The sequence below is a fragment of the Enterobacter sp. Bisph1 genome (genome assembly GCF_000814905.1).
GTDB lineage: Bacteria > Pseudomonadota > Gammaproteobacteria > Enterobacterales > Enterobacteriaceae > Kosakonia.
Genome location: NZ_JXAG01000013.1, coordinates 1 through 17,441, shown reverse-complemented (window position 1 = coordinate 17,441; position 17,441 = coordinate 1). Strand labels below are relative to the sequence as shown.

At 50.6% G+C, this 17,441-nt stretch carries 34 protein-coding genes; 1 reads left to right on the top strand and 33 read right to left on the bottom strand.

Annotated features, from left to right (window positions below):
- Positions 1 to 43: 43 nt before the first annotated feature.
- The 30 genes from zntR to rpsJ all read right to left on the bottom strand — a co-directional run bounded on the left by zntR (position 44) and on the right by rpsJ (position 14,613).
- Positions 44 to 475 carry a Zn(2+)-responsive transcriptional regulator gene (zntR, locus tag RW65_RS00400; protein ID WP_039054678.1) on the bottom strand — a complete coding sequence of 144 codons (432 nt, stop codon included), beginning with the start codon at positions 473 to 475 and terminating at the stop codon, positions 44 to 46.
- Between the two features lie 2 nt (positions 476 to 477).
- Positions 478 to 846 carry a DnaJ family domain-containing protein gene (locus tag RW65_RS00395; RefSeq protein WP_039054677.1) on the bottom strand — a complete coding sequence of 123 codons (369 nt, stop codon included), beginning with the start codon at positions 844 to 846 and terminating at the stop codon, positions 478 to 480.
- A 108-nt stretch (positions 847 to 954) separates the two neighbouring features.
- Positions 955 to 1,341 carry a 50S ribosomal protein L17 gene (gene rplQ / locus RW65_RS00390; RefSeq protein WP_002919206.1) on the bottom strand — a complete coding sequence of 129 codons (387 nt, stop codon included), beginning with the start codon at positions 1,339 to 1,341 and terminating at the stop codon, positions 955 to 957.
- Between the two features lie 40 nt (positions 1,342 to 1,381).
- The gene (locus RW65_RS00385; RefSeq protein WP_007369825.1) at positions 1,382 to 2,371 is read right to left on the bottom strand and encodes a DNA-directed RNA polymerase subunit alpha; all 990 of its coding nucleotides are present in this window, start codon (positions 2,369 to 2,371) and stop codon (positions 1,382 to 1,384) included.
- A 25-nt stretch (positions 2,372 to 2,396) separates the two neighbouring features.
- The gene (gene rpsD, locus RW65_RS00380) at positions 2,397 to 3,017 is read right to left on the bottom strand and encodes a 30S ribosomal protein S4 (protein ID WP_003031138.1); all 621 of its coding nucleotides are present in this window, start codon (positions 3,015 to 3,017) and stop codon (positions 2,397 to 2,399) included.
- A gap of 34 nt (positions 3,018 to 3,051) precedes the next feature.
- Positions 3,052 to 3,441 (bottom strand): 30S ribosomal protein S11, encoded by a 390-nt coding sequence (gene rpsK / locus RW65_RS00375; RefSeq protein ID WP_002919257.1) that lies wholly within the window; start codon positions 3,439 to 3,441, stop codon positions 3,052 to 3,054.
- A 16-nt stretch (positions 3,442 to 3,457) separates the two neighbouring features.
- Positions 3,458 to 3,814 (bottom strand): 30S ribosomal protein S13, encoded by a 357-nt coding sequence (gene rpsM / locus RW65_RS00370; protein WP_023479435.1) that lies wholly within the window; start codon positions 3,812 to 3,814, stop codon positions 3,458 to 3,460.
- Positions 3,815 to 3,960: 146 nt separating this feature from the next.
- A complete protein-coding gene (gene rpmJ / locus RW65_RS00365) occupies positions 3,961 to 4,077 on the bottom strand; it encodes a 50S ribosomal protein L36 (protein WP_000868187.1) in 117 nt (38 codons plus the stop codon).
- Between the two features lie 30 nt (positions 4,078 to 4,107).
- Positions 4,108 to 5,439 (bottom strand): preprotein translocase subunit SecY, encoded by a 1,332-nt coding sequence (gene secY / locus RW65_RS00360; RefSeq protein WP_039054676.1) that lies wholly within the window; start codon positions 5,437 to 5,439, stop codon positions 4,108 to 4,110.
- A gap of 7 nt (positions 5,440 to 5,446) precedes the next feature.
- On the bottom strand, positions 5,447 to 5,881 hold the full coding sequence (gene rplO / locus RW65_RS00355; protein WP_039054675.1) for a 50S ribosomal protein L15: 435 nt from the start codon (positions 5,879 to 5,881) through the stop codon (positions 5,447 to 5,449).
- Positions 5,882 to 5,884: 3 nt separating this feature from the next.
- On the bottom strand, positions 5,885 to 6,064 hold the full coding sequence (gene rpmD, locus RW65_RS00350; protein ID WP_001140434.1) for a 50S ribosomal protein L30: 180 nt from the start codon (positions 6,062 to 6,064) through the stop codon (positions 5,885 to 5,887).
- A 6-nt stretch (positions 6,065 to 6,070) separates the two neighbouring features.
- Positions 6,071 to 6,571, bottom strand: a complete 501-nt coding sequence (rpsE, locus tag RW65_RS00345) for a 30S ribosomal protein S5 (RefSeq protein ID WP_007369821.1) — start codon at positions 6,569 to 6,571, stop codon at positions 6,071 to 6,073.
- Between the two features lie 14 nt (positions 6,572 to 6,585).
- A complete protein-coding gene (rplR, locus tag RW65_RS00340) occupies positions 6,586 to 6,939 on the bottom strand; it encodes a 50S ribosomal protein L18 (RefSeq protein ID WP_017460073.1) in 354 nt (117 codons plus the stop codon).
- Between the two features lie 9 nt (positions 6,940 to 6,948).
- Positions 6,949 to 7,482 (bottom strand): 50S ribosomal protein L6, encoded by a 534-nt coding sequence (rplF, locus tag RW65_RS00335; protein WP_039054674.1) that lies wholly within the window; start codon positions 7,480 to 7,482, stop codon positions 6,949 to 6,951.
- Between the two features lie 12 nt (positions 7,483 to 7,494).
- Positions 7,495 to 7,887, bottom strand: a complete 393-nt coding sequence (rpsH, locus tag RW65_RS00330; RefSeq protein WP_039054673.1) for a 30S ribosomal protein S8 — start codon at positions 7,885 to 7,887, stop codon at positions 7,495 to 7,497.
- Between the two features lie 33 nt (positions 7,888 to 7,920).
- Entirely contained in the window at positions 7,921 to 8,226 is a 306-nt protein-coding gene (rpsN, locus tag RW65_RS00325) for a 30S ribosomal protein S14 (RefSeq protein WP_007369817.1), read from the bottom strand.
- A 14-nt stretch (positions 8,227 to 8,240) separates the two neighbouring features.
- Positions 8,241 to 8,780 carry a 50S ribosomal protein L5 gene (gene rplE, locus RW65_RS00320; protein ID WP_001096200.1) on the bottom strand — a complete coding sequence of 180 codons (540 nt, stop codon included), beginning with the start codon at positions 8,778 to 8,780 and terminating at the stop codon, positions 8,241 to 8,243.
- Between the two features lie 14 nt (positions 8,781 to 8,794).
- Complete coding sequence (gene rplX, locus RW65_RS00315; protein ID WP_039054672.1) at positions 8,795 to 9,109, bottom strand: 50S ribosomal protein L24; 315 nt, start codon at positions 9,107 to 9,109, stop codon at positions 8,795 to 8,797.
- A 10-nt stretch (positions 9,110 to 9,119) separates the two neighbouring features.
- Positions 9,120 to 9,491, bottom strand: a complete 372-nt coding sequence (gene rplN / locus RW65_RS00310) for a 50S ribosomal protein L14 (protein WP_039054671.1) — start codon at positions 9,489 to 9,491, stop codon at positions 9,120 to 9,122.
- Positions 9,492 to 9,656: 165 nt separating this feature from the next.
- Positions 9,657 to 9,911: a 30S ribosomal protein S17 gene (rpsQ, locus tag RW65_RS00305; RefSeq protein WP_017460070.1), complete on the bottom strand. Its 255-nt coding sequence runs from the start codon at positions 9,909 to 9,911 to the stop codon at positions 9,657 to 9,659.
- Entirely contained in the window at positions 9,911 to 10,102 is a 192-nt protein-coding gene (gene rpmC, locus RW65_RS00300; RefSeq protein WP_004388609.1) for a 50S ribosomal protein L29, read from the bottom strand. The genes rpsQ and rpmC overlap by 1 nt, the downstream gene beginning before the upstream one ends.
- A complete protein-coding gene (rplP, locus tag RW65_RS00295; protein ID WP_007369814.1) occupies positions 10,102 to 10,512 on the bottom strand; it encodes a 50S ribosomal protein L16 in 411 nt (136 codons plus the stop codon). The genes rpmC and rplP overlap by 1 nt, the downstream gene beginning before the upstream one ends.
- Before the next feature lie 12 nt (positions 10,513 to 10,524).
- A complete protein-coding gene (gene rpsC / locus RW65_RS00290) occupies positions 10,525 to 11,226 on the bottom strand; it encodes a 30S ribosomal protein S3 (protein ID WP_000529945.1) in 702 nt (233 codons plus the stop codon).
- Between the two features lie 17 nt (positions 11,227 to 11,243).
- The gene (rplV, locus tag RW65_RS00285; RefSeq protein ID WP_032938700.1) at positions 11,244 to 11,576 is read right to left on the bottom strand and encodes a 50S ribosomal protein L22; all 333 of its coding nucleotides are present in this window, start codon (positions 11,574 to 11,576) and stop codon (positions 11,244 to 11,246) included.
- A 14-nt stretch (positions 11,577 to 11,590) separates the two neighbouring features.
- The gene (rpsS, locus tag RW65_RS00280) at positions 11,591 to 11,869 is read right to left on the bottom strand and encodes a 30S ribosomal protein S19 (protein WP_001138115.1); all 279 of its coding nucleotides are present in this window, start codon (positions 11,867 to 11,869) and stop codon (positions 11,591 to 11,593) included.
- Positions 11,870 to 11,885: 16 nt separating this feature from the next.
- Positions 11,886 to 12,707 (bottom strand): 50S ribosomal protein L2, encoded by an 822-nt coding sequence (rplB, locus tag RW65_RS00275; RefSeq protein ID WP_039054670.1) that lies wholly within the window; start codon positions 12,705 to 12,707, stop codon positions 11,886 to 11,888.
- A 17-nt stretch (positions 12,708 to 12,724) separates the two neighbouring features.
- A complete protein-coding gene (gene rplW, locus RW65_RS00270) occupies positions 12,725 to 13,027 on the bottom strand; it encodes a 50S ribosomal protein L23 (RefSeq protein ID WP_000617546.1) in 303 nt (100 codons plus the stop codon).
- The gene (gene rplD / locus RW65_RS00265; RefSeq protein ID WP_007369811.1) at positions 13,024 to 13,629 is read right to left on the bottom strand and encodes a 50S ribosomal protein L4; all 606 of its coding nucleotides are present in this window, start codon (positions 13,627 to 13,629) and stop codon (positions 13,024 to 13,026) included. The genes rplW and rplD overlap by 4 nt, the downstream gene beginning before the upstream one ends.
- A gap of 10 nt (positions 13,630 to 13,639) precedes the next feature.
- Positions 13,640 to 14,269, bottom strand: coding sequence for a 50S ribosomal protein L3 (rplC, locus tag RW65_RS00260; protein ID WP_024549497.1), 630 nt, complete (start codon positions 14,267 to 14,269; stop codon positions 13,640 to 13,642).
- A 32-nt stretch (positions 14,270 to 14,301) separates the two neighbouring features.
- The gene (gene rpsJ / locus RW65_RS00255; protein ID WP_001181005.1) at positions 14,302 to 14,613 is read right to left on the bottom strand and encodes a 30S ribosomal protein S10; all 312 of its coding nucleotides are present in this window, start codon (positions 14,611 to 14,613) and stop codon (positions 14,302 to 14,304) included.
- 366 nt (positions 14,614 to 14,979) lie between these two features.
- Between rpsJ and RW65_RS00250 the strand changes: the two genes are divergently transcribed.
- On the top strand, positions 14,980 to 15,444 hold the full coding sequence (locus RW65_RS00250; RefSeq protein WP_039054669.1) for a prepilin peptidase: 465 nt from the start codon (positions 14,980 to 14,982) through the stop codon (positions 15,442 to 15,444).
- Here RW65_RS00250 and bfr read toward each other — a convergent pair.
- The 3 genes from bfr to tuf all read right to left on the bottom strand — a co-directional run.
- Positions 15,428 to 15,904: a bacterioferritin gene (bfr, locus tag RW65_RS00245; RefSeq protein WP_039054668.1), complete on the bottom strand. Its 477-nt coding sequence runs from the start codon at positions 15,902 to 15,904 to the stop codon at positions 15,428 to 15,430. The genes RW65_RS00250 and bfr overlap by 17 nt on opposite strands.
- 68 nt (positions 15,905 to 15,972) lie before the next feature.
- Complete coding sequence (gene bfd / locus RW65_RS00240; protein WP_017460066.1) at positions 15,973 to 16,167, bottom strand: bacterioferritin-associated ferredoxin; 195 nt, start codon at positions 16,165 to 16,167, stop codon at positions 15,973 to 15,975.
- A gap of 176 nt (positions 16,168 to 16,343) precedes the next feature.
- A partial coding sequence (gene tuf / locus RW65_RS00235; protein ID WP_052250246.1) for an elongation factor Tu occupies positions 16,344 to 17,441 on the bottom strand: 1,098 nt, incomplete at its 5' end.

Sequence of the window (17,441 nt, the reverse complement as noted above, 5' to 3'; positions counted from 1 at the left end):
GTGTGTTAAAACGGCCGAAGTGTAGATCTCTTTAATCATAAGATCAACTTGCTGCTTTCGTAGCATCACCGCTTGCGCCCTGTTCAAGAGCTTCGAGAATGGAACAATAAACGCTGCTATGTGCCGTGCCGCAGCAGGCATCATTCAGCTTTTTCAGGGAGCGGCGCATGGATTGTAGTTCCTCAATACGCGCTTCCACTTCGCTTAAACGCGCCTGGACAATGCTCTTTGACTCCTGGCAGGTATGATGCTCAGGATCAATACGGATCGACAACAGCTCACGGATAGATTCCAGGGTAAAACCCAGCTGCCGGGCATGACGAATAAACTTTAATCGCTGCAGATCCCTGTCCGTATAGAGACGAAATCCCCCTTCCGTTCTCACCTGATGATCCATCATTTGCTGTTTTTCGTAATAGCGGATCGTATCCGGTGTTACTTCAGCCAGTTTTGCTATTTCACCAATGCGGTACATATCTATTCCCCGGTTAATTTTTGCTGCACTTTAGCGGCGTAATCCCCTCGCAGGAAATCGGTGCTCAATCCCGCCTGGCGCAGTTTGATTTCAAGCAGCGATAATCGTCGTTTAACTTCGTGAAATCGCGGATCATCGTGCTCCACGCTGCTTAGCAAATCGATAAGCATGATTGCTTCTTTGCGATATTCGAGTTCTGGTGGCAGGCAGCCTGCATTTTTTAATAAGCGATATCCGGCACGGAGTTCAGCCGGAACATGGGAATCATCATCCAGCGATAACGGTTCGCCGCTGCCGGGAAGATTATCAAACTCACCTTTTTTCTGAGCATCAACGATATGACGTTCTGCCCACTGATCAAGCAACCACATCATAGCTCTCCGGCGGATGAACAAAAAAGATAAGCATAGTTTAGGAAAGAGGCGGAACGGAGGATATAAAAAAACCCGCCGAAGCGGGTTCTTTTACGTTACTGCAGATTACTCAGCAGCAGCTTCTGCTTTCGGCTCGGCGCGATCAACCAGCTCGATGTAAGCCATCGGAGCATTGTCACCAGCACGGAAGCCACACTTCAGAATGCGAGTGTAACCACCGGCACGGCTCGCGAAACGCGGGCCCAGCTCGTTAAACAGTTTTGCCACGATCTCGTTATCACGAGTGCGGGCGAATGCCAGACGACGATTAGCAACGCTATCCGTCTTGGCAAGAGTAATCAGCGGCTCAACTACGCGACGCAGCTCTTTCGCTTTCGGCAGGGTCGTCTTGATGATTTCATGACGAACCAGAGAGCCTGCCATGTTACGGAACATGGCCTGGCGATGGCTGCTGTTGCGGTTCAGTTGACGACCACTCTTACGATGGCGCATGACCTTATCCTTCTCAGTAAAACCTTAACCTGTGATCCGGTTACTCGTCAGCAATGCTTGCCGGCGGCCAGTTTTCCAGGCGCATGCCCAGAGACAGACCACGTGAGGCCAGCACGTCTTTAATCTCGGTAAGAGATTTTTTACCCAGGTTCGGCGTTTTCAGCAACTCAACCTCGGTACGCTGTACCAGATCACCGATATAGTGGATAGCTTCTGCCTTGAGGCAGTTAGCAGAGCGGACAGTCAATTCCAGATCGTCAACAGGGCGCAGCAGAATCGGATCGAATTCTGGTTTCTCTTCTTTAACTTCCGGCTGACGTACATCACGTAAGTCAACGAAAGCTTCAAGTTGTTCAGCCAGAATGGTTGCCGCACGACGAATCGCCTCTTCAGGATCGATTGTGCCGTTGGTTTCCATTTCGATGACCAGCTTGTCCAGGTCGGTACGCTGTTCAACACGTGCAGCTTCAACATTGTAGGCAATACGCTCTACAGGGCTGTAGCACGCGTCAACGAGCAGACGGCCGATTGGGCGCTCATCTTCTTCCGAATGAATTCGGGCAGAAGCCGGAACATAACCACGACCGCGCTGAACTTTGATACGCATGTTAATAGATGCGTTTTCATCGGTCAGGTGGCAGATCACATGCTGCGGCTTGACGATTTCGACATCACCGTCGTGGGTAATGTCGGCTGCGGTCACAGGGCCAATGCCAGATTTATTCAGAGTAAGAATAACATCATCTTTACCCTGAACTCTTACCGCCAGCCCTTTCAGGTTGAGCAGGATTTCAAGGATATCTTCCTGAACGCCTTCTTTGGTGCTGTACTCATGAAGTACACCATCAATCTCAACCTCTGTCACCGCGCAACCCGGCATCGATGAGAGCAGAATACGGCGCAGTGCGTTACCCAGAGTATGGCCAAAGCCACGCTCTAAAGGCTCAAGGGTCACCTTGGCGTGCGTCGAACTCACTTGCTCGATATCTACCAGGCGCGGTTTTAGAAACTCTGTCACAGAACCCTGCATTGTGTCCTCTCTTTGGTGCTAAGCTTTACTTGGAGTAAAGCTCGACGATCAGGTGTTCGTTAATGTCCGCAGACAGATCAGAACGCTCCGGCTTACGCTTAAACGTACCTTCCATCTTGCCAGCATCAACTTCCAGCCAGGTTGGCTTTTCACGCTGCTCAGCCAGCTCGAGAGCTGCTTTCACGCGAGACTGCTTTTTCGCTTTCTCACGAATGCTAACGACGTCATTCGGACTAACCTGATAAGAAGCGATGTTAACAACACGACCGTTTACCATGATAGCTTTGTGGCTAACCAGCTGACGTGCTTCTGCACGAGTGGCGCCGAAACCCATACGGTATACAACGTTGTCCAGACGACCTTCCAGCAGACCCAACAGGTTTTCACCGGTGTTGCCTTTAAGACGTGCTGCTTCTTTGTAGTAGTTACGGAACTGACGCTCCAGCACACCGTAGATACGGCGAACTTTTTGCTTTTCACGCAACTGCACACCATAGTCAGACAGACGCGGTTTACGCGCACCGTGCTGGCCAGGAGCTTGTTCAATTTTACACTTGGTATCGATCGCGCGAACGCCAGACTTAAGGAACAGGTCTGTGCCCTCACGACGGCTCAGCTTGAGCTTAGGACCCAAATATCTTGCCATTTTCTTTCTCCAACAATCCTAGAAAACGAGCGCGTTATACGCGACGTTTTTTCGGCGGACGACAACCGTTGTGAGGGATCGGAGTCACATCAGTAATATTAGTGATGCGGAAACCAGCGGCGTTCAGAGCACGAATAGTAGATTCGCGGCCCGGACCCGGTCCCTTAACCATAACTTCCAGATTCTTGATGCCGTATTCTTTTACGGCTTCAGCGCAACGCTCTGCCGCAACCTGAGCTGCAAACGGAGTGGATTTGCGAGAACCACGGAAACCGGAACCACCGGCTGTTGCCCAACCCAGCGCGTTACCCTGACGATCGGTAATAGTAACGATGGTGTTGTTGAAAGAAGCATGGATATGAGCCACGCCGTCAGAGACTTGTTTTCTTACACGTTTACGTGCACGAATTGGTGCCTTTGCCATTATTCAATCACCCCGATTATTTCTTGATCGGTTTGCGCGGACCCTTACGGGTACGTGCGTTGGTCTTGGTACGCTGACCGCGAACCGGGAGACCACGACGATGACGCAAACCGCGATAGCAACCAAGATCCATCAGGCGCTTGATGCTCATGCTAACTTCACGGCGCAGATCACCTTCAACGACAAATTTGGCAACTTCGTCACGCAGCGTGTCGATTTGTTCTTCAGACAGCTCACTGATCTTAACATTTTCAGCGATGCCCGCAGCAGCCAGAATGGCTTGGGAGCGGGTTTTACCGACGCCATAGATCGAAGTTAATGCGATCACAGCATGTTTCTGATCAGGAATGTTAATGCCTGCTATACGGGCCACTATGCACTCCTATAATTTTACTTGCACGCACCATGCTGAAAAGCCCGTTTTCAGGATACTCAAATGGAAACGTACAGACATACAAAAGATTGGCTGGCTAATCTAGCCAGCTCAACCCAACTTTGCAAGAAAAATATGCGAAATAATCAGCCTTGGCGCTGTTTATGTTTCGGCTCGGCACTGCAAATCACGCGGATGACGCCATCACGCTTAACGATTTTGCAGTTACGGCATAATTTCTTGACGGAAGCACGAACTTTCATTTTTACTCTCCGTAACTTCTCAGACGACCATTAACGGCCATAGCCTTTCAGGTTCGCCTTCTTCAATGCAGACTCGTACTGACTGGACATCATCAGAGTTTGCACTTGAGCCATAAAGTCCATAATGACGACAACAACGATAAGTAATGAGGTCCCACCGAAGTAGAACGGTACTTTCATTGCATCACGCATGAACTCCGGGATCAGGCAGATAAAAGTAATATAGAGCGCACCGACCAAAGTCAGGCGGGTCATTACTTTATCAATATACTTCGCCGTTTGCTCTCCCGGACGAATTCCTGGTACAAATGCACCGGACTTCTTCAGGTTATCTGCTGTTTCACGCGGGTTGAAAACCAACGCCGTGTAAAAGAAACAGAAGAATATGATTGCAGACGCATAGAGTAACACATAAAGCGGTTGCCCAGGCTGCAAATACAGCGAAATTGTTGTCAGCCAGTTCCAACCAGTACCGCCCCCGAACCATGACGCGATGGTCGCCGGGAACAGAATAATACTGGAAGCGAAGATTGCCGGGATTACCCCCGCCATATTCACTTTCAGCGGTAAATGTGTGCTCTGTGCAGCATAGACACGACGACCCTGCTGACGTTTTGCGTAGTTAACGACGATACGACGTTGGCCACGTTCAACGAATACAACAAAGAACGTCACTGCGAATACTAATACTGCAACCAACAGCAACAGGAGGAAGTGCAGGTCGCCTTGACGCGCTTGCTCGATAGTATGGGCAATGGCTGGCGGAAGACCCGCCACAATGCCGGCAAAGATAATGATGGAGATACCGTTGCCGATACCCCTTTCAGTAATCTGTTCACCGAGCCACATCAGGAACATCGTTCCTGTAACCAGACTCACAACAGCGGTGAAATAGAATGCAAAGCCTGGATTCATTACCAGACCTTGCATACCAGGCATATTCGGTAAACCGGTAGCAATACCGATCGACTGAAATATCGCCAACACCAGAGTGCCATAACGGGTGTACTGGCTAATCTTACGACGTCCAGACTCCCCTTCTTTCTTCAGCTCTGCCAGGGTCGGATGAACGACCGTTAACAGCTGGATAATAATCGATGCCGAAATATACGGCATGATACCCAGCGCAAAGATAGAAGCACGGCTAAGAGCACCACCAGAGAACATGTTAAACATTTCAATGATGGTGCCACGCTGTTGTTCAAGCAGTTTGGCAAGTACAGCGGCATCAATACCAGGGATCGGAATAAAAGAGCCAATACGGAACACAATCAACGCACCGATAACAAACAGCAGTCTGCGTTTCAGTTCGCCAATTCCACCCTTGGCACTTTGAAAATCTAATCCCGGTTGTTTAGCCATCTGCTACTTATTCCTCAATTTTACCGCCAGCAGCTTCGATAGCAGCACGAGCGCCTTTAGAAACACGCAGGCCACGAACAGTTACCGGACGAACTACTTCACCAGCCAGGATCACTTTCGCGAACTCGATCTGGATGCCGATAATGTTAGCCGCTTTCAGCGTGTTCAGGTCTACTACGTCGCCTTCTACTTTAGCCAGATCGGAGAGACGAATCTCAGCCGTGATCATTGCCTTGCGAGAAGTGAAACCGAATTTCGGCAGACGACGATACAGTGGCATCTGGCCACCCTCGAAACCGCGACGTACGCCACCGCCAGAACGAGAGTTCTGACCTTTGTGACCACGACCACCGGTTTTACCGAGGCCAGAACCGATACCACGACCCAGGCGTTTACCCGCCTTTTTGGAGCCTTCGGCCGGAGACAGAGTATTTAAACGCATCTCTTACTCCTCAACTTTAACCATGAAGGAAACCGCGTTGACCATACCACGAACCGCAGGAGTATCCTCACGTTCAACAGTATGACCAATACGACGCAGACCCAGGCCAAGCAGCGTTGCCTTGTGTTTCGGCAGACGACCGATTGCACTGCGGGTTTGAGTGATTTTAATAGTCTTTGCCATGGTCAATTACCCCAGAATTTCTTCAACGGATTTACCACGCTTGGCAGCGACCATTTCCGGGGATTTCATATTTTCCAGGCCATCAATAGTTGCACGAACCACGTTAATCGGGTTGGTGGAACCATATGCTTTGGCCAGAACGTTATGAACCCCAGCGACTTCCAGAACGGCGCGCATTGCACCACCGGCAATAATACCGGTACCTTCGGAAGCCGGCTGCATGAATACACGAGAACCCGTGTGAGTACCCTTAACCGGGTGCTGCAGGGTGCCGTGGTTCAGCGCGACGTTAATCATATTGCGACGGGCTTTTTCCATCGCTTTCTGGATCGCTGCCGGAACTTCGCGGGCTTTACCGTAACCAAAACCTACGCGACCGTTACCATCACCAACAACAGTCAGAGCTGTGAAGGAGAAAATACGACCACCTTTAACGGTTTTAGATACGCGGTTTACCGCGATCAGCTTTTCCTGCAGTTCGCCAGCCTGTTTTTCGATGTGAGCCATCTTACACCTCTACCTTAGAACTGAAGGCCAGCTTCACGGGCAGCATCTGCCAGTGCCTGGACGCGACCATGATATTGGAACCCGGAACGGTCAAAGGACACATCTTTAATGCCTTTTTCCAGAGCGCGTTCAGCAACAGCTTTACCTACTGCTGCGGCTGCGTCTTTGTTACCGGTGTACTTCAATTGTTCAGAGATAGCTTTTTCTACAGTAGAAGCAGCTACCAGAACTTCAGAACCATTCGATGCGATTACCTGGGCGTAAATATGACGCGGGGTACGATGTACCACCAGGCGGGTCGCACCAAGCTCTTTGAGCTTGCGGCGTGCGCGGGTCGCACGACGGATACGAGCAGATTTCTTATCCATAGTGTTACCTTACTTCTTCTTAGCCTCTTTGGTACGCACGACTTCGTCGGCGTAACGAACACCCTTGCCTTTATAAGGCTCAGGACGACGGTAGGCGCGCAGATCTGCTGCAACCTGTCCGATCATCTGCTTATCAGCGCCTTTCAGCACGATTTCAGTTTGAGACGGACATTCTGCAGTAATACCTGCCGGCAGCTGATGATCAACCGGATGCGAGAAACCCAGAGCCAGGTTTACTACGTTTCCTTTGACCGCTGCGCGGTAACCTACACCAACCAGCTGCAGCTTCTTAGTGAAGCCTTCGGTAACACCGACAACCATTGAGTTTAACAGGGCACGCGCGGTACCAGCCTGAGCCCAACCGTCTACGTAACCATCACGCGGACCGAAAGTCAGGGTATTGTCTGCCTGATTAACTACAACAGCATCGTTGAGAGTACGAGTCAGCTCGCCGTTTTTACCTTTGATCGTGATAACCTGACCGTTGATTTTTACGTCAACGCCGGCAGGAATAACGACCGGTGCTTTAGCAACACGAGACATTGTTTCCTCCGATTAGGCTACGTAGCAGATAATTTCGCCACCAAGACCAGCCTGGCGCGCTGCACGATCGGTCATAACACCTTTAGAGGTAGAAATAACCGCGATACCCATACCACCCATAACTTTCGGCAGCTCATCTTTTTTCTTATAGATGCGCAGACCTGGGCGGCTGATACGCTGAATGCTTTCTACCACAGCTTTACCCTGGAAGTACTTAAGAGTCACTTCCAGTTCCGGCTTGGTGTCGCCTTCAATTTTGAAATCTTCAATAAAACCTTCTTCCTTCAGCACGTTGGCAATTGCCACTTTCAGCCTGGAGGAAGGCATGGTGACCGCAGCTTTGTTCGCGGCCTGACCGTTACGGATACGGGTCAGCATATCCGCGATCGGATCTTGCATGCTCATCTGTCTTTACTCCCGTGATTCAATTGGTGACAATTACCAGCTAGCCTTTTTCAGACCCGGGATTTCACCGCGCATAGCGGATTCACGGACCTTAATACGGCTCAACCCGAACTTCCGCAGGAAACCGTGCGGACGACCAGTTTGGCGGCAGCGGTTACGCTGACGAGACGGGCTGGAATCACGCGGCAGACTCTGCAGCTTGAGAACAGCATTCCAACGATCTTCGTCGGAAGCGTTCACATCAGAAATGATCGCTTTCAGTTCAGCGCGTTTCGCGAAGTATTTTTCAGCCAAAGCTACGCGTTTAACTTCGCGTGCTTTCATTGATTGCTTAGCCATGAAGTAACCCTACCTTACTTGCGGAACGGGAAGTCAAAGGCAGCCAGCAGAGCACGGCCTTCTTCGTCAGATTTCGCAGTAGTGGTAATGGTAATATCCAAACCACGCACGCGGTCGACTTTATCGTAGTCGATTTCTGGGAAGATGATCTGCTCACGGACACCCATGCTGTAGTTACCACGACCGTCGAAAGACTTCGCGGACAAGCCACGGAAGTCACGGATACGCGGTACAGCAATAGTGATCAGGCGCTCAAAGAACTCCCACATGCGTTCGCCACGCAGAGTCACTTTACAGCCGATCGGATAGCCCTGACGGATTTTGAAGCCCGCAACTGATTTGCGCGCTTTGGTGATCAACGGTTTTTGACCGGAGATTGCTGCCAGGTCAGCTGCTGCGTTATCCAGCAGTTTCTTGTCAGCGATCGCTTCACCAACACCCATATTCAGGGTGATCTTCTCGACCCGAGGGACTTGCATGACAGAATTGTAGTTAAACTCAGTCATGAGTTTCTTAACTACTTCGTCTTTGTAGTAATCATGCAGTTTCGCCATCGTACTACTCCAAATTACTTGATAGTTTCGCTGTTAGATTTAAAGAAACGGACTTTTTTGCCGTCTTCGAATCTAAAGCCTACACGGTCCGCTTTGCCGGTTGCCGCATTGAAGATCGCAACGTTAGAAACCTGAATTGCAGCTTCTTTTTCAACGATGCCGCCTGGTTGGTTCAGGGCCGGAACCGGCTTCTGATGTTTTTTAACCAGGTTGATACCTTCAACAATGATCTTGCCGGAAGTCAGAACATTTTTTACTTTACCGCGTTTACCTTTATCTTTACCGGTTAACACGATAACTTCGTCATCACGACGGATTTTCGCTGCCATGATTCGCTCCTTAGAGTACTTCTGGTGCCAGAGAGATGATTTTCATAAACTTCTCAGAACGAAGTTCACGAGTAACCGGCCCAAAAATACGCGTACCGATAGGCTGCTCGCTGTTGTTGTTCAAAAGAACACAAGCATTGCCATCGAAGCGAACGACAGAACCGTCAGGGCGACGAACACCCTTCCTGGTGCGCACCACTACCGCCTTCAGCACATCACCTTTTTTGACCTTACCACGCGGAATTGCTTCTTTGATGGTGATCTTGATGATGTCGCCTACGCCTGCGTAGCGACGGTGCGAGCCACCCAGAACCTTGATACACATTACGCGACGTGCACCGGAGTTGTCGGCGACGGTCAGCATAGTCTGTTCTTGGATCATTTCAGTGCTCCGCTAATGTCAACTACTACTGAAGACCCCAAAATCAGGGTCGATAAAAAGCCCCATATCGAGGGCGCGGCATTATAACACCGGATCTCAGATATGGGTAGAAAAAATAAACGGCTCATCACTGAGCCGTTTATTCGTTTGAGAACGCGTACTCTATTACAGAATCGCTTTCTCTACAACGCGAACCAGCGTCCAGGATTTAGTCTTGGACAGCGGGCGGCATTCGCGGATTTCAACCACGTCGCCGGTACCGCATTCGTTGTTCTCGTCATGTACGTGCAGTTTAGTCGTACGTTTGATGAATTTACCGTAGATCGGGTGTTTCACAAAACGTTCGATAGCTACAACAATGGATTTCTCCATTTTGTCGCTAACAACACGACCTTGCAGAGTACGGATTTTATCGGTCATTACGCACCCGCCTTCTCAGTCAGTAAAGTCTTAACGCGTGCGACATCACGACGCACTTGCTTCAACAGGTGAGTCTGTTGCAGCTGGCCACTTGCAGCCTGCATACGCAGGTTGAACTGCTCGCGCAGCAGGTTAAGCAGCTCGGTGTTCAGCTCTTCAACGCTCTTTTCACGCAGCTCTTTTGCTTTCATTACATCACCGTCTTAGTTACAAAGGTGGTTTTAATCGGCAGTTTTGCTGCTGCCAGCTCGAAGGCTTCACGGGCCAGCTCTTCCGGAACACCGTCCATTTCGTACAGGACTTTACCCGGCTGAATCAAGGCAACCCAATACTCCACGTTACCTTTACCTTTACCCATACGAACTTCCAGCGGCTTCTCGGTGATCGGTTTGTCCGGGAATACACGGATCCAGATCTTACCCTGACGCTTAACAGCACGAGTCATTGCACGACGCGCTGCTTCGATCTGACGAGCGGTCAGACGACCACGGCCAACAGCTTTCAGACCGTAAGTGCCGAAGCTCACATCCGTGCCCTGCGCGAGACCACGGTTGCGGCCTTTGTGCACTTTACGGAATTTTGTACGCTTTGGTTGTAACATCAGCGACGCTCCTTATTTACGGCCTTTACGCTGCTGCTTTTTAGGTTGAGCAGCCGGTTTTTCCGGTTGTTCAACTGCAGCCATACCACCAAGGATCTCGCCTTTGAAGATCCACACTTTTACGCCGATTACACCGTAAGTGGTGTGCGCTTCGGAGGTGTTGTAGTCAATGTCAGCACGCAGAGTGTGCAGCGGAACGCGACCTTCACGGTACCATTCGGTACGTGCGATCTCCGCGCCGCCCAGACGGCCGCTAACTTCAACTTTGATACCTTTAGCGCCCAGACGCATTGCGTTCTGTACAGCACGCTTCATAGCACGACGGAACATAACGCGACGTTCCAGCTGAGAAGTGATGCTGTCAGCAACCAGTTTTGCGTCCAGTTCAGGTTTACGAACTTCGGCGATATTGATCTGAGCAGGAACGCCAGCGATATCCGCTACGACCTTGCGCAGTTTTTCAACGTCTTCACCTTTCTTACCGATAACGATACCCGGGCGAGCAGTGTGAATAGTCACACGGATGCTTTTAGCCGGACGCTCGATAACGATACGAGATACAGACGCTTTAGCCAGTTCCTTAGTCAGGTACTGACGTACTTTAAAATCGCTGTCCAGGTTGTCAGCGAATTCTTTGGTGTTCGCAAACCAGGTTGAGTTCCATGGTTTTACAATACCCAGGCGAATACCATTAGGATGTACTTTCTGACCCATTGCTAGTCTCCAGAGTCTCAGCGATCGGACACAACCACAGTGATGTGGCTGGTGCGCTTCAGGATGCGATCTGCACGACCTTTTGCACGCGGCATAATGCGCTTCATGCTCGGGCCTTCGTCTACGAAAATTTTCGTAATTTTCAGATCGTCAATGTCAGCGCCATCGTTGTGTTCAGCGTTAGCAATGGCAGATTCCAGAACTTTCTTGACCAGTACAGCCGCTTTCTTATTGGTGTAGGTCAGAATATCCAGGGCCTGCGACACTTTCTTACCGCGAATCAGGTCTGCAACAAGGCGAACCTTCTGAGCAGAAGAACGAGCATGGCGATGTTGAGCTAAAGTTTCCATCTCTTCCTCCTACCTTATTTCTTCTTCGCTTTTTTATCAGCAGCGTGGCCGCGATAAGTACGAGTCGGTGCGAATTCACCCAGTTTGTGACCGACCATTTCGTCGGAAACAAATACCGGAACGTGCTGACGACCATTATGGACAGCGATGGTCAAACCGATCATGTTAGGAAAGATCGTTGAACGACGGGACCAAGTGCGCAGGGGCTTCTTGTCTCCGCTTTCCACCGCTTTCTCTACCTTCTTCAGCAAGTGCAGGTCAATAAAAGGACCTTTCTTGAGAGAACGTGGCATGGCTTATCCTCTAAAATTATTTGCTACGGCGACGTACGATGAATTTATCAGTACGCTTGTTGCTGCGGGTCTTCTTACCTTTGGTCTGAACGCCCCACGGAGTTACCGGGTGCTTACCAAAGTTACGACCTTCACCACCACCATGTGGGTGGTCGACTGGGTTCATCGCAGTACCGCGAACGGTAGGACGAATACCACGCCAGCGTGCAGCACCTGCTTTACCCAGAACGCGCAGCATATGCTCAGCATTGCCAACTTCGCCCAGAGTAGCGCGGCATTCTGCTTCTACTTTACGCATTTCACCAGAGCGCAGACGCAGGGTGACATAAGCACCGTCACGAGCAACGATCTGAACGTAAGTACCAGCGGAACGAGCCAGCTGACCGCCTTTACCCGGTTTCATTTCTACGTTATGAACGGTAGAACCAACCGGAATATTGCGCATCGGCAGGGTGTTGCCTGCTTTGATTGCAGCATCAACGCCAGACTGAATCTGGTCGCCAGCTTTCAGGCCTTTAGGGGCCAGGATGTAACGGCGTTCGCCATCTTTGTACAGAACCAGCGCGATGTTCGCGGAACGGTTCGGATCGTACTCAAGACGTTCAACAACTGCCGGGATACCATCTTTGTTGCGTTTGAAGTCAACAATACGGTAAGCCTGCTTGTGGCCACCACCGATATGACGAGTGGTGATACGGCCATTGTTGTTACGACCACCGGATTTGCTGTTCTTTTCCAGCAACGGAGCAAAAGGTTTGCCCTTGTGCAGCTCAGGGTTAACCACTTTAACAACGTGGCGACGACCCGGAGATGTCGGTTTACATTTAACAACTGCCATTGTATTACTCCTCCGACTTACTCAGCGCCGCCGACGAAGTCCAGATTCTGGCCTTCTTTCAGGGTGACGTAAGCTTTTTTCCAGTCGCTACGACGACCGATACGCTGTCCGTGACGTTTAACTTTCCCTTTAACAACCAGGGTGTTAACGACTTCGACTTCGACTTCAAACAGTTTCTGCACAGCAGCTTTGATTTCTGCTTTGGTCGCGTCTTTAGCAACTTTGAGAACGATGGTGTTTGTTTTTTCCATCGCAGTAGACGCTTTTTCAGAAACGTGCGGTGCGCGCAGCACCTTCAGCAGACGTTCTTCACGAATCATGCCAGCATCTCCTCAACTTGCTTAACAGCATCAGCAGTCATTACGACTTTGTCGAAGGCGATCAGGCTAACCGGGTCGATACCAGTCGCGTCGCGAACGTCAACCTTGTGCAGGTTGCGTGCGGCCAGGAACAGGTTCTCGTCCAGCTCACCGGTGATGATCAGCACATCTTCCAGAGCCATGTCTTTCAGTTTCTGAGCAAGCAGCTTGGTTTTCGGCGCTTCAACAGAGAACTGTTCGACAACGATCAGACGATCCTGACGTACCAGTTCGGACAGGATGCTTTTCAGCGCGCCGCGGTACATCTTTTTGTTAACTTTTTGACTGTGGTCTTGCGGACGCGCAGCGAAGGTCACGCCACCAGAACGCCAGATCGGGCTCTTAATAGAACCTGAACGAGCACGGCCGGTGCCTTTCTGGCGCCACGGTTTTTTACCGGAACCAGTTACTTCAGCACGGGTCTTCTGAGCACGAGTACCCTGACGAGCACCAGCTGCATAAGCAACAACAACCTGGTGTACCAGCGCTTCGTTGAAGTCACGACCGAAGGTAGTTTCGGAAACAGTCAGCGCGCTCTGCGCGTCTTTCAATACTAATTCCATTGCTATCTCCTCACGCCTTCACAGCTGGTTTAACGATCAGGTCGCTACCGGTTGCACCCGGGACAGCACCTTTAACCAGCAGCAGGTTGCGCTCAGCGTCAACACGTACTACGTCCAGGCTCTGAACGGTTACGCGCTCATTACCCAGCTGACCTGCCATTTTCTTGCCCTTGAACACTTTGCCCGGAGTCTGGTTCTGACCGATAGAACCCGGAACGCGGTGAGACAGGGAGTTACCGTGAGTAGCGTCCTGGGTACGGAAGTTCCAGCGCTTAACGGTACCTGCGAAACCTTTACCTTTAGAGGTGCCAGTTACGTCAACTTTTTTAACTTCAGCAAACAGCTCAACGCTAATGTCCTGACCTACGGTGAATTCTTCGCCGTCAGCAAGACGGAATTCCCACAGACCACGGCCAGCTTCAACGCCAGCTTTAGCGAAGTGACCCGCTTCCGGTTTGGTTACACGGTTAGCTTTTTTAGCACCGGTGGTAACCTGGACAGCGCGGTAGCCGTCGTTAGCCAGATCTTTAACCTGAGTAACGCGGTTTGCTTCAACTTCGATTACGGTTACTGGGATAGATACGCCATCTTCAGTGAAGATGCGGGTCATACCCACTTTTTTACCGACTAAACCAATCATTGTTTCAACCTCTCAATCGCTCGATGACCTGATTAACCCAGGCTGATCTGCACGTCTACACCGGCAGCCAGGTCCAGACGCATCAGAGCATCAACGGTTTTCTCGGTTGGCTCAACGATGTCAACCAGACGCTTGTGAGTGCGGATTTCGTACTGATCGCGCGCGTCTTTGTTAACGTGCGGAGAGATCAGAACGGTAAAGCGCTCTTTGCGGGTCGGCAGCGGGATCGGACCACGGACTTGCGCACCAGTGCGCTTAGCAGTCTCGACGATTTCCGCGGTTGATTGATCGATCAGACGATGATCAAACGCTTTAAGACGGATACGGATTCTTTGGTTCTGCATGAGACCAGAGCTCCAATTATTTATAGACGAAAATAATTACTCCTCACACCCATTACGATTGATGGGGGAGTGTAATCGTTCTTACGTTGCCCCGCGATTGGGGGCGTTGTTAGTGGCTAAACACCACCACTGTGGCTCATATCGAACCTGCTGCCATTTACGACAAGCCCGCGCATTATACGTAAATCTGAGCCGGACGCAAGTAGAGTTTAGAATTTAAACAGAGCTGCTCGCAGGGGTAATGTCGCTGCAACGCCATAATGCGCTTTTATCAGGCGCGTGTACGTAACGCTGGCAATAGTGGATTGGCTTTGAATGCCAGCTTGCGCATTCTGGTCAGCCATCAACTGACTTACCGGCAGAACCATGTTTTTTATTCTCGTCTATCTGGTACTTAATCTGCTTCTCGTTTGGCATGACCTGCGAAGCGGGCTATTGCCAGACCGATTTACCTGCCCTCTTCTCTGGGCCGGGCTGCTCTGGCACTGCTTCTGGCGCACGGAACTTCTGGCGCAGGCGGTGATCGGTGCCGCAGCCGGATACATAGGTTTTGCTTTTTTGTATTGGGGTTATCGCGGGATACGCGGTCAGGAAGGGTTAGGCTATGGGGATGTGAAATATCTTGCAGCGCTGGGGGCCTGGCACGGCTGGCAAATTTTGCCCGGGTTGGTTTTTATCGCGGCGTTGCTGGCCTGTATTACCGCCCTTTGTAAAGCGATTGGCTTACGCAATCGGCAGGCATTAAAAAACCCACTGCCTTTCGGGCCATTTCTGGCGGCAGCGGGTTTACTGACGGGATCTCATACTGTGCTAACTACTCTTCCACTTTGATTTGCGACTGTAGATAATTCTGCATACCGATTTTACCGATCAAATCCAGCTCTGTCTCAAGCCAGTCAATGTGATGTTCTTCTTCAGCAAGAATGTTGATCATCATATCGCGGCTGACATAGTCATGAACGCTGTCGGCGTAGGCGATAGCCTCACGCAGATCTTTCGCGCCTTCCAGTTCCAGTCTCAGGTCGGATTGCAGCATCTCTTCAACATCTTCACCAATCCCCAGCTTGCCCAAATCCTGCAAATTAGGAATGCCTTCAAGAAACAGAATACGCTCGATATAGAGATCGGCGTGTTTCATTTCATCGATGGATTCATGGTATTCGACATCGTTGAGGCGCGTCAGTCCCCAGTTCTTGAACATTCTCGCGTGGAGAAAGTATTGGTTTATTGCGACAAGCTCATTTCCCAATAATTTATTGAGATAATTTATAATCTTAACATCACCTTTCATTATAGTCCCTCCGCTTCCACTTATTGAAGCGTAGATGGGGCTACCGGGATGTCAAAAAAAAGTTTGGTTCAGGCTATCTCTTTATATTCCGGCATCTGCGTCAATTCGTCCTGCATTATCTCTCTTGCCGCACGAACACATTTTCCACACTGATTTCCGACCGGAACAAACTTGCGGAGTTGCTGAAATGATTGAGGATGAAACTGGCGCACTGCCTGGCGGATTTTTTTGTCACTCACACCATTACACAAACAAACGTACATGATCGCTCCCGTTCAATTTATGCGCAAAGTGTAAATGAGAATAGTTATGATTACAATAGCACAGGCTTCAGGCGATTCGCTTAAAAGCAGGCATAATTTTGTCCAAATATTTCATCGCAAATCGCAGACAGCAAAAAGGGCGCCGAAGCGCCCTTTTTCAATTCAAAGCTAATTGATTAGCTCAGAACTTTAGCTACAACGCCCGCGCCAACGGTACGGCCGCCTTCGCGGATTGCGAAACGCAGACCGTCGTCCATCGCGATCGGGTGAATCAGGGTAACAACCATTTTGATGTTGTCGCCCGGCATTACCATCTCTACGCCTTCCGGCAGTTCGATGGTGCCAGTCACGTCAGTTGTACGGAAGTAGAACTGCGGACGGTAGCCTTTGAAGAACGGAGTATGACGGCCGCCTTCGTCTTTGGACAGGATGTACACTTCAGATTCGAATTTGGTGTGCGGCTTGATGGAACCCGGCTTAGCCAGTACCTGACCACGTTCGATTTCTTCACGTTTGATACCACGCAGCAGAACACCAACGTTCTCACCAGCACGGCCTTCGTCCAGCAGTTTGCGGAACATTTCAACGCCGGTACAGGTTGATTTCGCGGTATCTTTGATACCAACGATTTCAACTTCTTCACCAACCTTGATGATACCGCGCTCTACACGACCGGTAACAACGGTACCACGACCGGAGATGGAGAATACGTCTTCGATCGGCAGCAGGAACGGCTTGTCAATCGCACGTTCCGGTTCCGGGATGTAAGAGTCCAGGTGACCAGCCAGTTCGATGATTTTCGCTTCCCACTCAGCGTCGCCTTCCAGCGCTTTCAGAGCAGAACCACGTACGATCGGGGTGTCGTCGCCCGGGAAATCGTACTGAGACAGCAGTTCACGAACTTCCATCTCAACCAGTTCCAGCAGCTCTTCGTCATCAACCATGTCGCATTTGTTCAGGAACACGATGATGTACGGAACGCCTACCTGACGACCCAGCAGGATGTGCTCACGAGTCTGCGGCATCGGGCCGTCAGTCGCAGCAACAACCAGGATCGCGCCGTCCATCTGCGCAGCACCGGTGATCATGTTTTTAACATAGTCGGCGTGGCCCGGGCAGTCTACGTGTGCGTAGTGGCGAGACGGGGTGTCATATTCAACGTGAGACGTGTTGATGGTGATACCACGTGCTTTTTCTTCCGGCGCGTTATCGATCTGGTCGAATGCGCGAGCAGAACCACCGTAGGTTTTTGCCAGAACGGTAGTGATTGCAGC

Bases quoted from the DNA above. Each gene is read 5' to 3' on its own strand.
- rpsE (WP_007369821.1), bottom strand. From the start codon at position 6,571: ATGGCTCACATCGAAAAACAGGCTGGCGAACTGCAGGAAAAGCTGATC.
- rplE (WP_001096200.1), bottom strand. From the start codon at position 8,780: ATGGCGAAACTGCATGATTACTACAAAGACGAAGTAGTTAAGAAACTC.
- rpsQ (WP_017460070.1), bottom strand. From the start codon at position 9,911: ATGACCGATAAAATCCGTACTCTGCAAGGTCGTGTTGTTAGCGACAAA.
- rplO (WP_039054675.1), bottom strand. From the start codon at position 5,881: ATGCGTTTAAATACTCTGTCTCCGGCCGAAGGCTCCAAAAAGGCGGGT.
- bfr (WP_039054668.1), bottom strand. From the start codon at position 15,904: ATGAAAGGTGATGTTAAGATTATAAATTATCTCAATAAATTATTGGGA.
- zntR (WP_039054678.1), bottom strand. From the start codon at position 475: ATGTACCGCATTGGTGAAATAGCAAAACTGGCTGAAGTAACACCGGAT.
- rpsD (WP_003031138.1), bottom strand. From the start codon at position 3,017: ATGGCAAGATATTTGGGTCCTAAGCTCAAGCTGAGCCGTCGTGAGGGC.
- rpmC (WP_004388609.1), bottom strand. From the start codon at position 10,102: ATGAAAGCAAAAGAGCTGCGTGAAAAGAGCGTTGAAGAGCTGAACACC.
- secY (WP_039054676.1), bottom strand. From the start codon at position 5,439: ATGGCTAAACAACCGGGATTAGATTTTCAAAGTGCCAAGGGTGGAATT.
- rpsS (WP_001138115.1), bottom strand. From the start codon at position 11,869: ATGCCACGTTCTCTCAAGAAAGGTCCTTTTATTGACCTGCACTTGCTG.
- rplV (WP_032938700.1), bottom strand. From the start codon at position 11,576: ATGGAAACTTTAGCTCAACATCGCCATGCTCGTTCTTCTGCTCAGAAG.
- rplR (WP_017460073.1), bottom strand. From the start codon at position 6,939: ATGGATAAGAAATCTGCTCGTATCCGTCGTGCGACCCGCGCACGCCGC.
- rplF (WP_039054674.1), bottom strand. From the start codon at position 7,482: ATGTCTCGTGTTGCTAAAGCACCGGTCGTTATTCCTGCCGGCGTTGAC.
- RW65_RS00395 (WP_039054677.1), bottom strand. From the start codon at position 846: ATGTGGTTGCTTGATCAGTGGGCAGAACGTCATATCGTTGATGCTCAG.
- rplP (WP_007369814.1), bottom strand. From the start codon at position 10,512: ATGTTACAACCAAAGCGTACAAAATTCCGTAAAGTGCACAAAGGCCGC.
- rplD (WP_007369811.1), bottom strand. From the start codon at position 13,629: ATGGAATTAGTATTGAAAGACGCGCAGAGCGCGCTGACTGTTTCCGAA.
- rplC (WP_024549497.1), bottom strand. From the start codon at position 14,269: ATGATTGGTTTAGTCGGTAAAAAAGTGGGTATGACCCGCATCTTCACT.
- RW65_RS00250 (WP_039054669.1), top strand. From the start codon at position 14,980: ATGTTTTTTATTCTCGTCTATCTGGTACTTAATCTGCTTCTCGTTTGG.
- RW65_RS00385 (WP_007369825.1), bottom strand. From the start codon at position 2,371: ATGCAGGGTTCTGTGACAGAGTTTCTAAAACCGCGCCTGGTAGATATC.
- rpsC (WP_000529945.1), bottom strand. From the start codon at position 11,226: ATGGGTCAGAAAGTACATCCTAATGGTATTCGCCTGGGTATTGTAAAA.
- rplX (WP_039054672.1), bottom strand. From the start codon at position 9,109: ATGGCAGCGAAAATCCGTCGTGATGACGAAGTTATCGTGTTAACCGGT.
- rplQ (WP_002919206.1), bottom strand. From the start codon at position 1,341: ATGCGCCATCGTAAGAGTGGTCGTCAACTGAACCGCAACAGCAGCCAT.
- bfd (WP_017460066.1), bottom strand. From the start codon at position 16,167: ATGTACGTTTGTTTGTGTAATGGTGTGAGTGACAAAAAAATCCGCCAG.
- rpmJ (WP_000868187.1), bottom strand. From the start codon at position 4,077: ATGAAAGTTCGTGCTTCCGTCAAGAAATTATGCCGTAACTGCAAAATC.
- rpsH (WP_039054673.1), bottom strand. From the start codon at position 7,887: ATGAGCATGCAAGATCCGATCGCGGATATGCTGACCCGTATCCGTAAC.
- rpsJ (WP_001181005.1), bottom strand. From the start codon at position 14,613: ATGCAGAACCAAAGAATCCGTATCCGTCTTAAAGCGTTTGATCATCGT.
- rpmD (WP_001140434.1), bottom strand. From the start codon at position 6,064: ATGGCAAAGACTATTAAAATCACTCAAACCCGCAGTGCAATCGGTCGT.
- rplN (WP_039054671.1), bottom strand. From the start codon at position 9,491: ATGATCCAAGAACAGACTATGCTGACCGTCGCCGACAACTCCGGTGCA.
- rpsN (WP_007369817.1), bottom strand. From the start codon at position 8,226: ATGGCTAAGCAATCAATGAAAGCACGCGAAGTTAAACGCGTAGCTTTG.
- rpsK (WP_002919257.1), bottom strand. From the start codon at position 3,441: ATGGCAAAGGCACCAATTCGTGCACGTAAACGTGTAAGAAAACAAGTC.
- rplB (WP_039054670.1), bottom strand. From the start codon at position 12,707: ATGGCAGTTGTTAAATGTAAACCGACATCTCCGGGTCGTCGCCACGTT.
- rplW (WP_000617546.1), bottom strand. From the start codon at position 13,027: ATGATTCGTGAAGAACGTCTGCTGAAGGTGCTGCGCGCACCGCACGTT.